Source organism: Ignavibacteriales bacterium, assembly GCA_016709155.1.
Lineage (GTDB): Bacteria > Bacteroidota > Ignavibacteria > Ignavibacteriales > Ignavibacteriaceae > JADJEI01.
Genome location: JADJEI010000001.1, coordinates 1,181,724 through 1,196,208, shown reverse-complemented (window position 1 = coordinate 1,196,208; position 14,485 = coordinate 1,181,724). Strand labels below are relative to the sequence as shown.

At 34.2% G+C, this 14,485-nt stretch carries 9 protein-coding genes and 2 pseudogenes; 3 read left to right on the top strand and 8 right to left on the bottom strand.

The features are described from left to right. Window positions 1-15: 15 nt before the first annotated feature. The 5 genes and pseudogenes from IPH11_06005 to IPH11_05985 form a co-directional block, all read right to left on the bottom strand. Window positions 16-1,806 carry an ABC transporter ATP-binding protein gene (locus IPH11_06005; protein MBK6913224.1) on the bottom strand — a complete coding sequence of 597 codons (1,791 nt, stop codon included), beginning with the start codon at window positions 1,804-1,806 and terminating at the stop codon, window positions 16-18. Then, complete coding sequence (locus IPH11_06000; GenBank protein MBK6913223.1) at window positions 1,806-3,554, bottom strand: ABC transporter ATP-binding protein; 1,749 nt, start codon at window positions 3,552-3,554, stop codon at window positions 1,806-1,808. Before IPH11_06000 ends, IPH11_06005 begins: the two co-directional genes overlap by 1 nt. 111 nt (window positions 3,555-3,665) lie before the next feature. Further along, window positions 3,666-4,684 (bottom strand): annotated as a pseudogene (locus IPH11_05995) (DUF1016 family protein). Between the two features lie 5 nt (window positions 4,685-4,689). Further along, on the bottom strand, window positions 4,690-5,967 hold the full coding sequence (gene serS, locus IPH11_05990) for a serine--tRNA ligase (GenBank protein ID MBK6913222.1): 1,278 nt from the start codon (window positions 5,965-5,967) through the stop codon (window positions 4,690-4,692). Window positions 5,968-6,060: 93 nt separating this feature from the next. Beyond that, window positions 6,061-8,525 (bottom strand): annotated as a pseudogene (locus IPH11_05985) (leucine--tRNA ligase). 294 nt (window positions 8,526-8,819) lie between these two features. Between IPH11_05985 and IPH11_05980 the strand changes: the two are divergent. After that, window positions 8,820-9,485 carry a T9SS type A sorting domain-containing protein gene (locus tag IPH11_05980; GenBank protein MBK6913221.1) on the top strand — a complete coding sequence of 222 codons (666 nt, stop codon included), beginning with the start codon at window positions 8,820-8,822 and terminating at the stop codon, window positions 9,483-9,485. Between the two features lie 46 nt (window positions 9,486-9,531). Here the strand turns inward: IPH11_05980 and IPH11_05975 are convergent, their stop codons facing one another. From IPH11_05975 to IPH11_05965, 3 genes are all read right to left on the bottom strand, one after another. Continuing rightward, window positions 9,532-9,882, bottom strand: a complete 351-nt coding sequence (locus IPH11_05975) for a nuclear transport factor 2 family protein (protein MBK6913220.1) — start codon at window positions 9,880-9,882, stop codon at window positions 9,532-9,534. 14 nt (window positions 9,883-9,896) lie between these two features. Further along, window positions 9,897-10,367 carry a DoxX family protein gene (locus IPH11_05970; protein MBK6913219.1) on the bottom strand — a complete coding sequence of 157 codons (471 nt, stop codon included), beginning with the start codon at window positions 10,365-10,367 and terminating at the stop codon, window positions 9,897-9,899. Window positions 10,368-10,432: 65 nt separating this feature from the next. Next, window positions 10,433-10,900, bottom strand: a complete 468-nt coding sequence (locus IPH11_05965; GenBank protein ID MBK6913218.1) for a MarR family transcriptional regulator — start codon at window positions 10,898-10,900, stop codon at window positions 10,433-10,435. Between the two features lie 219 nt (window positions 10,901-11,119). Between IPH11_05965 and IPH11_05960 the strand changes: the two genes are divergently transcribed. Both IPH11_05960 and hflX read left to right on the top strand, forming a co-directional pair. Continuing rightward, window positions 11,120-13,219, top strand: coding sequence for a BatA and WFA domain-containing protein (locus tag IPH11_05960; GenBank protein ID MBK6913217.1), 2,100 nt, complete (start codon window positions 11,120-11,122; stop codon window positions 13,217-13,219). A gap of 3 nt (window positions 13,220-13,222) precedes the next feature. Further along, on the top strand, window positions 13,223-14,485 hold the full coding sequence (gene hflX, locus IPH11_05955; protein ID MBK6913216.1) for a GTPase HflX: 1,263 nt from the start codon (window positions 13,223-13,225) through the stop codon (window positions 14,483-14,485).

Sequence of the window (14,485 nt, the reverse complement as noted above, 5' to 3'; positions counted from 1 at the left end):
TTTATTTATTTGAATTTATGACGCTTTAATATTTTCCTGATCTTTATACTGCAGTTGATACAGCTTGTAATAAATGCCGCGCTTTGCAAGCAGCTCCTGATGATTACCAATTTCTCTTATTTCACCTTTATGCATTACAATTATTTTATCAGCATTTTGTATTGTTGAAAGACGATGAGCTATTACGATAGCTGTTCTTCCAACTAAAAGTTTTTCAATTGCAGTTTGAATCAACTGCTCGGTTTCTGTATCAATGCTTGAAGTTGCTTCATCCAAAATTAAGATTTTTGGATCATAAGCTAAAGCACGGGCAAAAGAAATTAATTGTTTTTGCCCCACGCTTAAAGTTGCACCGCGTTCTTTTACTTCCTCATCGTATTGATTAGGAAGATTGGAAATAAATTTATCTGCACCGACGGTTTTTGCTGCGGCAATTATCTTATCCATACTTATTTGATCGTTATCCATATTAATATTTGATTCAACGGTTCCTGAAAAAAGAAAAACATCCTGCAGAACAATCGAAATATATTTTCTTAAATCACGCTTATCAACATTACGAATATCAATTCCGTCCAATAAAACAGCACCTTTGTTTATGTCGTAAAATCTTGTTAGAACATTTATCAAAGTAGATTTGCCTGCACCCGTGTGACCAACTATTGCAACTGTTTCGCCGGGATTAATATTAAAGTTGATATTTTTCAAAACATAATTTTCATCATCATACGCAAACCAAACATCTTTGAATTCAATTTTACCCGACACTCCATTAAGCTTTACGGCGTCCCCGGGATTTTTTATAAATGTTTGATTATCCAGCAGTTTAAAAATTCTTTCCGACGAAGCCATTGAAGTTTGAAGTATGTTATACTTTTCAGAAAGATCACGAATGGGACGGAAGAACATTTCAGTATATTGAATGAACGCAAACAGCACGCCGATTGTTAAGGTACTTTGGATTACTTCTCCGCCGCCGTACCAAACGATTAATGCAATTGCAATTGAGCTAAGTAACTCAACACTCGGAAAGAATATTGCATAATAAAAAATAGATTTAATATTTGCTTCACAATGATCTGCATTTATCTCGGAAAACTTTTTGAACTCATCGGCTTCTTTTCTAAAAATCTGAACTACGCTCATTCCGGTTACGTGTTCCTGCATATAAGAATTTAATCTTGCAAGATGAAAGCGAACATCACGATAACTTTCTCTAACTTTTTTCCTAAATAGAAACGTTCCGTAGATTAAAACAGGAAGTACAGAAAGTGTAACGAAGGAAAGAGGAATATCCATAAAGAACATAAAGCCGAGTATCCACAGTATTATAAATACATCACTAAACACCATTACAATTCCGGACGAAAACAATTCGCTGAGTGATTCCACATCATTTGTAGCGCGCGTAACAATTCTGCCAATCGGTGTGCGATCGAAAAATTCTAGCGCAAGTTTTTGTGTGTGTTCAAAAATTTGTGTGCGGATATCATATAAGGTTCTTTGTCCGAGATATTGTGTGTAGTAAGTTAAAAAATATTGTACAACAGCTTGTAGAATGAGGGAAGCAAAAAGTAATAATGCGATTATTATCAAACCGCGATAGTTTGAGTGAACAATGTAATCATCAATTGCAACTTTGGTAAGATAAGGACGAAGCGGACCAAGAGAGGCAACAAAAATGTTTAACAATATTGCTATGATAACATACTTCTTGTATGGCTTAATATAAGTAAGAAGCCGCTTCATCAACTTGGAGTCGTATGCTTTACCTAATATTTCGTCGTCGTGTTTATTATCGCTCATTAATTTAATTCTTCAAGTTCTTTTTCCAATAATTGCTTGTAATGCAAATCTGCATAAAGGCCATTTAACTCAACAAGCTCATCATGCGTGCCTTGCTCAACTATTTTTCCATCTGCAAGGACAACAATATTATCAGCATCTTTAACAGTAGAAATTCTATGGCTGATAATTATACTTGTTCTGTCTTTCATAAACTCTTTTAGGTTTTTTAAAATTTCTTCTTCTGTGTGTGTATCAACTGCAGAGAATGAATCATCAAGAATTAATATTTTGGGATCGACAGCAAGTGCACGCGCAAGTGATGCTCTTTGTTTTTGTCCGCCTGAAAATGTTATTCCTCTTTCACCAACAATTGTTTCATAACCTTTGGGAAAGGATTCGACATCTTTATTAAAGTTTGCAATGCGAGAAACTTCTTCAACTTTTTGTTTATCAACTTCTCTTAATCCATAGGCAATATTTCCATAAACTGAATCTGAGAATAAAAATGACTCCTGCTGAACAACTGCAACATTAGTTCTTAGAACATCGAGCGGAATATTCCTAATATCCTTACCATCAATAAAAATATTTCCTGAAGTAACATCATACAATCTTGGAATTAAATTAATCAAACTTGTTTTACCCGAGCCTGTATGTCCAACAATTGCCAGTGTTGAACCAACAGGAATTTTAAGATAAATGTTTTTTAATATATCAGGCAGTGCTTCTGAATATTTGAATGAAACATTTCTAAATTCAATTTCACCTTTTAAATCTTTTACAGTAATATCTGCTGATAATAGATCCTGAATCTCATAAGGTTCATTTAAAATCTTGTTTAATCTTTTCATACTTGCTTCGCCCTGCTGAATAATATTCATCACCCAGCCAAATGCAATTACGGGCCAAATTAGAATTCCGAGGTAAATTATAAAGGCAGTAATATCACCGAGATTCATTTCTCCGCTAATAACTTTTCCCCCGCCGATCCAGATAACAACAATGATGGAGATGCCGGTTATCATATAAAGTATCGGCATAATTAAAGCCTGGATTCGAACGAGATTCATATTCTTGCGAAGATATTCTTTACTAAGTTCATTCCATCTTTTTATTTCGTTCTCTTCACGCACATAAGATTTGATGATACGAATCCCTGAAAAATTTTCTTGTGCTCGTGTGGTTAACTCAGAAAAATTTTCCTGAATCCTTGTGTACTTCTCGTGAATCAATTTTCCAATTCTATAAACTCCATAAGATAAAATAGGTAGAGGCAGCAGCGAATAAATCGTGAGCGAAAAATTTATTGAAACCATTATCGCGACAACAATAATCAATCTTATTATCGTATCTATGGAATACATAACAGCGGGACCAATAAACATTCTGACTGCATTAATATCATTGGTGGCGTGAGACATTATATTGCCCGTTGAGTTATTCTGGAAATATCTCAGTGGAAGTTTTTGAATGTGTGCCCAAAAATCACCACGCAAATCATACTCAATTTCTCGTGATACTACGATGATTGTCTGACGTATTAAGTATCTGAAAATTCCCGCAACGATTGAAGTACCAACAATTAAAAGCGCGTACTTTAGTAATTGTTGATTGCTTACATTATTACGTAAATCATTTATAGCATCTTTCAATAAGATTGGCAAATAAACTGTGCCAGCATTAGAGATAAGAATGAAAAGCATTCCCCAAAACAATTTGGTTTTATATCTAATAAAATATTTTTTTAGCGTTAAAAGGTTTTTCATTAAAAAACAATTGGAGGTGATATATTAAAAATTTTTAGATCTAATTAAAGTTAAAGCTTCTTTGAAATCACTTCCTGATGGAATTTTACCTTTGAGATTTTTGGGCAACTTTTAGTGAAAGAATATTCAGCAATACCGATGGGATTAGACTTGGACATTAATGAATACTCAACCACCAGATCATCCTTCTCAGCACATAAAATTAGGCCAATAGATGGATTATCATCTTCTGCTTTTTCTTTTTTATTTAGCAAGTTTAAATAAAAATCCATTTTGCCAGCGTGTTCTGGCTCAAATTCTCCGATCTTTAAATCAATTGCTACTAGTGCTTTTAAGAAACGATGATAAAATAAAAGATCAATGAAATAATCTTTGTTACTTGCAGATATTTTATACTGCTGTCCTATAAATGAAAAACCATACCCCAGTTCAAGAATAAAATCGCGGAGATGATTGATTAATAAATTCTCCAGTTCTCTTTCTTTAACTTGCTTTTCTATTCCAAGAAACTCAAGGTTATATGAGCTCTTTAAAGATTCTTCAGCAAGTGAAGCAAAATCGGCAGGTAATATTTTTAAAAAATTATTTAATTTTTTCTCTCTAATTAAACGCCTGTAAACATCGCCTTTGATTTGATTAAGTAAAACATTTCTACTCCATCCAAACTTAGCAGATGCAGTAATATAAAATAGTCTTTCATTTAAACTTTTTATTTTACCAAGTATAAGAAGATTGTGTCCCCAGGGAATTTCTGCGACAGCCTGTAGCATAAAGTTATTGCTAAGTTTTTTCTTTTTTACGAATGGTAATTGTGCGACAGCTTGTTGCAGTAATTCATTGTCAGAGTAATTTTCAACAAGTCTTTTCATGTCCCATAAATTACGAGATGAAAATCCATTTACATCAGGGTAGGCGTTTTGTAAATCTTTTGAAAGAGTTTCTACAATCGAGTCGCCCCATTTGTGAAGCAATTGCTTATTGATTATCGCTTCACCGATATCCCAGTATAAAAATATCAATTCTTTGTTAATTGATCTGGAAGCTTTTATGCGGGCAAGTCGAATCCTTGCCTTGATTTCACTAACAAAGTTCTGATAGTTCTTGTCTTGTAATAATGATTTTTTACTCATTTAATCTAATCAATAACATTAAACCCGGTGTATTTATGCAAAACTTTTGGTACAACAATTTTTCCTTCAGGAGTTTGATAAGTTTCCAAAAGAGAAACCATCAATCTGCTTGTTGCTAAACCGCTGCCATTAAGCGTGTGAACGAACTCAGGTTTTTTAGTTTGTTCGTTTCTAAAACGAATGCTTGCACGCCGAGCTTGAAAATCTTCAAAGTTGCTGCACGATGATGCTTCTAACCATTTGTTTTCTGCAGGCGACCATGTTTCAATATCATAACATTTTGCTGCTGAAAAACTTAAATCACCGGAGCACAACATTAAAATTCTGTAAGGAATATTTAACGCTTGTAAAATATCTTCAGCATCCTTAACCAATAATTCAAGCTCGTCATAAGAAGTTTCCGGTTTTACGAATTTTACCATTTCAACTTTGTTGAATTGATGTACACGTAAAAATCCCTTTGAGTCTTTTCCGTAAGATCCGGCTTCTCTTCTAAAACAAGCTGAGTAGCCGACATATTTTATTGGCAAATCTTTTTCATTAAGAATTTCATCACGATGAATATTTGTAATCGGCACTTCCGCAGTTGGAATTGCATACAATCCATCTTTTTCAATCGTGTACATATCTTCTTCCATCTTTGGAAGCTGACCTGTTCCACGTAATGATTCTTTGTTCACAAGAAACGGTGGAAAAATTTCTGAGTAGTTATGATTCTGTAAATGATAATCAAGCATAAAGTTGATCAGCGAACGTTCAAGTGTTGCACCTTTACCTTTGTAAACAGGAAAACCGGAACCGCTTATTTTTGCACCGCGTTCAAAATCCAGGATATTAAGTTTCTTTCCAAGTTCAACATGATCCATCGGTTTAAAATCATGTTCAAATTTAAATCCTTCTGGCAGCCAGCGTCGTACTTCAACATTTTCTTCGGCAGATTTTCCAACCGGAACAGAAGAGTGAGGAAGATTTGGGATGAATCGTAAAATTGTATCAATCTCTTCTTCGATGGTTCTTAACTTTGCATCATACTCGGCAATTTCATCACCAACTCTTTTCATCTCGGCAATAATTTCTGTGGCATCCTGTCCGGATTTTTTCATTTGTCCAACTTGCTGAGAAACTGAATTACGTTTTGATTTCAATTCATCAGCGTGAGCAATAATATCTCTGCGTTGTTTATCAAGCTCAAGAAGTTCATCGATACGATTCTTCTCATTCTTGTTTGCAATTCCTTGCTTTACATTGTCTGGATTTTCACGAATAAGTTTTATATCTAACATTCTAAACCTTTCAAGAAGTCTTTACCACTAAGACACTAAGTTCACTTAGATTCACTAAGTGTTACTTAGTGTTCTAAGTGTCTAAGTGGTAAATCATTTTACTACAATATTATAAATTTTATTTTTTACGAAAATTTCTTTTACGATTGTTTTGCCATCAGTAAACTTAGTTACTTTTTCATCTGCAAAAACAAGTGGTTTAACTGAATCTTGCTCACTGTTCATTGGAGCAGAGATTGTTGCACGTAACTTCCCATTTACCTGAACTGCAATGTTTACAGTATCTTCAACCAATGCATCTTTATCAACTTCAAACACAACCGGATTCTGGAAGATTGATTTATCATTTCCGATAATCTGCCAGCATTCTTCCCCCAGATGCGGCGCAACAGGTGCAAGCATTGATGCAAATCTTTGCAAAACATAACTCTGAATTTCTTTACTGCAATTTTCCAAAACCTTAAGTTCGTTTATCAATTCCATTAAAGAAGCGATTGCTGTATTAAATCTAAAATGTTCAATCTCTTCACCAAACTTCTTTAGTGTTTGATTTAATTTGCGATAAACTTTTTTCTCATTTTCTGATAACGCAGAAATATCATACTTATCTTTTGCGGATGCTTGTTTGATAATATCCGAGTACTGATTAAACAACTCGTAACTGCGAATTACAAAACGCTCAACACCGGAAATTCCCTTATCACTCCAATCACCGCCTTGATCATACGGACCCATAAACATTAAATACATTCTGAAAACATCAGTGCCGTACTTTGTAGTAAACTCATCCGGATTTACTACATTACCGCGCGACTTCGACATCTTTGCGCCATCTTTTGTGATAACACCTTGATGTACAAGTTTTGCAAATGGTTCGTCGCTGTTAACAAGACCAATATCGCGTATAAATTTATGAAAAAATCTTGCATAAAGAAGATGCATTACAGAATGTTCTTTACCACCGACATACATATCAACAGGAGTCCAATTATTTGCAAGCTCTATGTTAAATGCAGATGTAGAAATTTTAGGATCAAGAAAACGTAAGTAATACCACGATGAATCAACAAACGTATCCATTGTATCTGGATCGCGTTTAGCATCTGTTCCGCACTTTGGACATTTTACATTTATATACTTTTCATTTCTGGCAAGCGGAGATTCGCCTCCAAGTTTAAAATCAACATCGTACGGAAGCTTAATTGGCAATTCATTTTCTTCAACCGGAACTTCACCACAAGATGGACAATGAATAATTGGTATTGGTGTTCCCCAATAACGCTGACGGAAATTAACCAATCACGTAAACGATAATTAATTTTTGCTTTGCCAAAATTATTTTCTTCAAGATATTTTATAACTTCCGTTATACCTTCATCCGATTGAACTCCATTAAACTGTGCGGAATTTACCATTGTCCCAACTTCAGTAAAAGCAGATTTTAATTCATCAGTTTCATTTGTTCCATTCTGCAAGATTACTTTACGGATTGGAAGATTAAATTTGGTAGCAAACTCAAAATCTCTTTCATCGTGTGCAGGAACAGCCATAACACAACCTGTTCCGTATGTGATAAGTGCATAATCAGCAATCCAAACTGGGATTTTTTCTCCGTTAACAGGATTGATTGCAAATGCTCCGGTTGGGACTCCGGTTTTTTCTTTTACTGTTGAAGTACGTTCAATCTCAGTTAATTTTTTTGCTGATTCACGATACGCATCAACTCCAGATTTAAATTCTGGCTTGGTGATTTTATCAACCAGAGTATGTTCCGGTGCAAGCACAACATAAGTAACCCCGAATAATGTATCCGGACGAGTTGTAAAGACTTTTATCTCATCATCATTGTTATCAACTATTTTAAAATTAACTTCTGCACCTTCACTTTTGCCAATCCAGTTTTTTTGTTTCAAAATAGTTTCATCAGGCCAATCGATTTTATTGTGTCCATCAAGAAGCTGATCAGCGTAATCAGTAATCTTAAAAAACCATTGATAAAGATTTCTTTGGATAACAGTTGTTCCGCATCTTTCGCAGCAGCCATCAACAACCTGTTCATTTGCAAGAACTGTTTGATCTTTTGGACACCAGTTTACCGGAGCATTTTTTCTGTAAGCTAGTCCTCGTTTGTACATTTGCAGAAAAATCCACTGATTCCATTTGTAATATTCAGGAGCGCAAGTCATTAACTCAGCATCCCAATCATACATGCAGCCCATTTTCTTAAGCTGCTCGCGAATGTCTTCAATATTTTTTAATGTACTGTCTTGTGGATGAATTCCTGTTTTGATAGCATAATTTTCTGCCGGCAAACCAAAAGCATCGTACCCAATCGGTTCAAAAACATTATAGCCCTGAAGTTTTTTGAATCGTGCCCAGCTATCTGTTGGTCCGTAATTATACCAATGCCCGATGTGAAGTTTTGCACCTGAAGGATAAATGAACATTACAAGCGTATAAAGTTTTTTATCTGTTTTAGATAAATCGGTTTTGTAAGTTTTATTGTCTTCCCAAAACTTTTGCCATTTTGCTTCTATTTCTGTATAAGGATAACGCATTTTTTTATATCATAATTGTTGAAAATCGAAGCCAAATTTAGCCAAAAGGGAAGGGAATTCAAATTTGGATTTTCAAAACGAATTGTATATGCGATAGACTAATTTAAATCAAATTTAATATTAAACTCTGTGGCTCTCAGTAAAAAATCTCAGTGGTTCTCCGTGAAATGAGCTGATGATGGTACTTACACGGAGTACTACAGAGTTGCACGAAGAGAAAAAACAATGTTACTGCGATCATACTGATTTATTAAGATCATAAAAGTCATCATGCAATAAAACAGGAGATAAGGTATGGGACAAAGAATAGTATTAACAATATTGCTTCTATCAATACCGATAGTGGCACAAAATACTTATAATGTTCAACCAGGTGTTAAGAACAATCAGATAGTACTGCAACTCTCAAATGTATCCACAACAGAATCTGCAGAGATAAGCAGCTTTCTCAACCCTTCCAGAGGAGGGACTTTGGAGTATATAAGATTTGTGAACAACAAAGAACAAGTTGTATCTCTAAAACCGGGGGAAGAAAAAGATATTGTTTTTACTTTTGATGTGAATTATAACATCGGTAAAACAGAAGCAGATACGGTTGAGTTTATTTTAACAGACAACAAAAGTGTTTTTCAAACCAGGCAATTTATTTTAAGATATGCAGCACCAACAGAATATAAGTTAGAACAGAATTATCCAAACCCATTTAATCCAACAACAAAAATTCGCTTCACAATTCCAGCCTCACCTAAATCCTCTCCAAAGGAGGGGACTTTTGAGAATGTCACACTTAAGGTTTACGACATTCTTGGCAACGAAGTAACGACTTTAACTAACGAGCAAAAAGAACCTGGTTATTATGAAGTTGATTTTAATGCAAGCAACTTTGCAAGCGGAGTGTATTTGTACCGCTTACAATCCGGAGATTATATTTCAATGAAGAAGATGTTACTATTGAAGTAAAATTGATGTAATAAAAAGGGAATCATTTACGATCCCCTTTAACAGTTTAGCTGCCGTAATAAAATCTTTCGCTGATAATTTTATCGTTCTTCCATCTTTGAACTGCAACCTGACTGCTTTTTATTTCTCCGTATTGTTTATGTATGAAGTGCATGAACCATTCAAGCATTGTGACATCATCTCCAATCGCAACTGCTTTAACTTCAGCACTCTTAAATTCAGTAATGCTGCTGACCGCCTCTAATTCTCTTTTTCTGTTAGCTTCTTTGCCAATTGTTGGGGGCATATTGTTTTCTTGCATTATAACATTTTCGTCATAAAATTTTTCGAAAGCTTCCATCGTTCTGCCTTCGAGAATCATTTTAATTAATTCTTGAACATTTTCTTTTAGTGACATTGTAACTCCTTAATTTATTGTTTAGAAAATTTTTGTAAGATGAATTTATCGAGTGAAAATGAACCTGCGCCTTTAACTATAACAGCAATTGTCAAAGCAATCATCAGAATATGATATTCAAAACCCTCTCCTTGCTGCTGTCCGCTCCAGTTCATGAAGAAGCCAACAGGAATATGATTAAGCATTACTGCAACGAACATTACCGACGCAACACCAAAAGCAGAAAGTCTTGTCAGCAATCCTGTTATAAGACCGAGTCCGCCGAAAAACTCAGCAATGATTGCAAGCAGCGCAAACAGATATGGAATGCCTAACGTTTGTGTGAAGAATCCCATTGTTCCATCAAAACCGTAGCCGCCAAACCAGCCGAGTAACTTTTGAGCACCGTGAGGAAATATTACAACTCCGACTACAATTCGCAAGAATACAGCAAGTTTATCTTCATTAGTATTAAAGAACCAGAACAGAAATTTGTTTTGAGACATATCGTTTACCTTTCATTTATTAATTATTATTTAGTATGTCATAACACACAATTGATTAAAAAAAACTACAAATCTACGCCGTAGATTTTTTCACAAAGTTCGGATAATTTCTTGAACTCTTCAGTTGGCATTAAATTCCTAATAAATTTTTCAAACTCATCCATTTTGGGTTTCATAGTATCTAACAGAGCCAATCCTTTTTTAGTAATTCGCGAAATTGAGTGTCTGCGATCTTCATTAGAACTGAATCTTTCGACAAAGCGCGCAGAAATTAATTTATCAATTAGCCTTGTAACATCAGGTGATGGCTCAAGCATGCGGCTGATTATTTCACAACGCGGGTATCCATCGGGATAAATTCCGCGAAGGATTCTGAGAACATTATACTGCGAGACTGTTATCTCAAACTCCTGGCAGATTGAATCAATTTTAGATCTTAACCAAAAGCTCGAAATGATCAGGTTAAGCATTGCTTCCTGTTCATAGCTCTCGAACTTCTGCTGTTTCAATCTTTTTTTTATTACTTCGCCCATAAATATTTTTAATGTGTTATGACACAAACATAACATGATAACTTCTTCAAAGCAAGGGAAATATTCTTAAATGTATGAGTCATTCATCTAAAGTTATTTCTAAAAACCTTGAATGTTTTATAACAAGGGTTGGAAGATCTCTTTAGCCAGAATTATTACAAGTAGTTTTATCATCAATAATTCTTAATTTTATTTTATCAAAAATATGTTAATAATATAATGGAATTTCTTAATCCTGCTTTTTTATTTGGACTTGCAGCGGCTTCTATTCCTGTAATCATTCATTTATTGAATCTGAAAAAATTACAAAAAATAGAATTCAGTACACTTGCATTTCTTAAAGAACTTCAGAAAAGCAAGCTTCGAAGAATTAAAATAAAACAATGGCTTCTCTTAGCTCTGCGTGTACTGATCATACTTTTATTGGTTATGGCTTTTTCAAGACCGACTTTAAAGGGGGTTGCTATCGGCGGCACAACCTCCGCTGCAAAAACTTCCGTCGTTTTTATTATTGACAATACAATAAGTATGTCTGCGGTAGATGAAAAGGGCTCTTTATTAAATCAAGTAAAAACAGCGGCGTTAAAACTTGCAAACCTGCTTCAGCAAGGCGATGATGCCGCAATTATTTTTGTCAGTGATGATAATCCTGATAATATTTTTAGCACTTCAAATGTTGAAGAGTTAAAAAAGAAGATTGAACAAACTAAAAGCAGTGATAAAAGAGGAAACTTTCAAAAAGCAATTTTAAATGCCGGGGATATTCTTAAGCGGTCTAATAATTTTAATAAGGAGATTTATATACTTTCGGATTTTCAAAGTAATATGATTGCAGATGCAACTTCGATGGGCGATCTCAAAAATCTATTTGATGAAAAAATTCGTATTTACACAATTAATTATTCCGGTAAAAATTTTTCAAATATCTCGGTTGACAAAATTGAAAGCAGCTCTCAGATTTTTGAAAAAGATAAATCTGTAATTTTTTCAGCTCAACTTACAAATCACTCAAACAATAATACTGAAAACAATGTGGTCTCTCTTTTCATTAACGGAGAAAGGAATGCTCAAAAAAGTTTTAGTGTTGAATCAGGTAAGTCAATACAAATAAATATTGAATCAACAATCAAAAATACTGGATTCGTTGAAGTACAAGCGCGGCTTGAAGATGATGATATTAACGGTGATAACAATAGGTACCTAAATATTTACGTACCGGATAAAATTCCTGTAATAATATTTTCTGAAGAAAAAAGTGACGCTAAATTTATCAACCTTGCTCTTAATGCTTCTAACGGCGGCAACTTACAAGTTGATGAAGCTTCGCTGAATCAAATTCAATCTTACGATTTGAAAAAATATTCTTCTGTCATTTTAATTGGAACACCAGTTGAATCAAGTCTGCAAAAATTAAAACAATATCTCGAAAATGGAGGTGGGATATTAATCTTTCCTTCATCAAAAGAAGACTTAAATTCTTTCAAAAATATTTGTTCATATTTTAATTTGGCAAAACAAGTATCCGTTTCGGGTAAAATTAATTCGGATAATAAATTTTTTGTATTTGATAAAATTGAACTGCGGCATCCTTTGCTTCAAAATATTTTTGAGGACGAAACTAAAAAGCAGTTTGAATCACCGGAAATTTATCTTCATTATAAATTATTAGCAGATGAGCGGGCGAAAAAGATAATACGATTAAATGATGGCTCCGATTTTTTGAGTGAATATAAAGCAGGCAGGGGAAAAATAATTCTTTGCAGTGCATCACCGGTTTTAAGCTGGAGCAGTTTTCCGTTAAAAAGTATTTTTGTTCCTTTGATGAATAAATCAGTCTTTTATCTTTCTGCAAAAGACAGAGAGATAAATAATTATTTAGCCGGCGATGAGTTATTAATCTCAAACAATATTATCATTTCTCCTAATATAAAAATTGTAAGACCTGATTCTCAGGAGGAATTCATTAAAACCAATTCACAAAATCAAAACGGTGTTTTCAATTATTCCAAAACTGAAACGGCGGGTAATTATAAAATATATTCGGGAGAAAAATTAGTTGAAGAATTCTCGGTGAACGTAAACCCGCTTGAGTCTGAAACCAGGTATGAGAATGATTCCGAAATTCAGGAATATTTTGAAAAGATAAATTTTAAAGGCACGTTAAAAAATATTCCGAAAGATAAAAATCCTGTTTCGCTTGTGCTTCAATCAAGATACGGTTCGGAATTGTGGAAATATTTTTTAATTGCAGCACTTCTAATCGCATTCGTTGAAATGTTATTAGCGAGAAATACAAAAAAAGACATAGCGGAGAATTGAAATTTGATCGAGACTAAAAATAAAACTACCGAGCGTGCGATATTAATTGCATTAAACACAAAAGATCTTTCACGCGAAGTTGTTGAAGAACATTTAAACGAACTCGAAGAATTAGCAATAACAGCCGGTGCTGAAACAATATTAAAAGTTATTCAAAGTCGTTACTCAACCGATCCGGCTTACTATATCGGAAAAGGAAAAGCTGAAGAACTTGTTTCGCTGGTGGAGTTGAACAATATTGACTTATTAATTTTTGATGATGATCTTTCGCCGGTTCAGGTAAGAAATCTGGAAAGATTAGTTAATAAAAAAATTATTGATCGCAGCGGATTGATACTTGATATTTTTGCTTCACGCGCAAAGTCGAGAGAAGCAAAAACACAAGTCGAACTTGCGCAGCTTCAATATTTACTGCCGCGTCTTACGCGTGCTTGGACTCATCTCTCAAAACAATATGGCGGCATTGGTACAAAAGGTCCCGGCGAAACGCAGATTGAAACAGATAGAAGAATCATTCGCAACAGGATCAGCCATTTAAAAGAAAATTTGTCGAAGATAGAATCTCAGCGGATTACACAAAGCAGCGAGCGAAAAAATCTGACAAGAATATCATTAGTCGGTTATACCAATGCAGGCAAATCAACTCTGTTTAATCTTTTAACAAAATCAAATGTGTTTGCCGAAGACAAACTTTTTGCAACTCTTGATTCCACCACACGAACTATTGACTTAATTAAAAATCAAAAAATGCTTTTAAGCGATACTGTTGGATTTATCAGAAAACTTCCGGTTCATCTTGTTGCTTCCTTTAAAAGCACTTTAAATGAAGTTAGAGATTCAGATATAATTTTGCACGTAGTGGATATTTCGCACGATTATTTCCAGGACCATATTAAAGTTGTTGAAAAGACTTTGCAGGAATTGAGTTGTGAAAATAAAACTTCGATATTAGTATTTAATAAAGTTGATTTGCTTAGTGATAGAAACCGTACTGAATTCATCAAACATGAATTTCCGAATTCGATTATCATCTCCGCAGTGAAAGGTTTCAACATTCAAAAGTTAATTAAAGCTGTGCTTAGTATTATCGAGGATTCATTTATTGAAAAAACGTTGAAATTAAAAATCACAGATTCAAAAACTGCTGCATTAATTCATTCATTAGCGGAGGTAAAATCAGTTACTTACGAAGACGATGTGATGAAATTGAAAATCAGAGCAAGCAAAACGAATGCTGAAAAAATTAAAGCATTGATTCGTAATTAA

What these genes read in the sequence shown, in the direction of transcription:
- IPH11_06005 (MBK6913224.1), bottom strand. Translation starts at nt 1,806, where the DNA reads ATGAGCGATAATAAACACGACGACGAAATATTAGGTAAAGCATACGAC.
- IPH11_06000 (MBK6913223.1), bottom strand. Translation starts at nt 3,554, where the DNA reads ATGAAAAACCTTTTAACGCTAAAAAAATATTTTATTAGATATAAAACC.
- serS (MBK6913222.1), bottom strand. Translation starts at nt 5,967, where the DNA reads ATGTTAGATATAAAACTTATTCGTGAAAATCCAGACAATGTAAAGCAA.
- IPH11_05980 (MBK6913221.1), top strand. Translation starts at nt 8,820, where the DNA reads ATGGGACAAAGAATAGTATTAACAATATTGCTTCTATCAATACCGATA.
- IPH11_05975 (MBK6913220.1), bottom strand. Translation starts at nt 9,882, where the DNA reads ATGTCACTAAAAGAAAATGTTCAAGAATTAATTAAAATGATTCTCGAA.
- IPH11_05970 (MBK6913219.1), bottom strand. Translation starts at nt 10,367, where the DNA reads ATGTCTCAAAACAAATTTCTGTTCTGGTTCTTTAATACTAATGAAGAT.
- IPH11_05965 (MBK6913218.1), bottom strand. Translation starts at nt 10,900, where the DNA reads ATGGGCGAAGTAATAAAAAAAAGATTGAAACAGCAGAAGTTCGAGAGC.
- IPH11_05960 (MBK6913217.1), top strand. Translation starts at nt 11,120, where the DNA reads ATGGAATTTCTTAATCCTGCTTTTTTATTTGGACTTGCAGCGGCTTCT.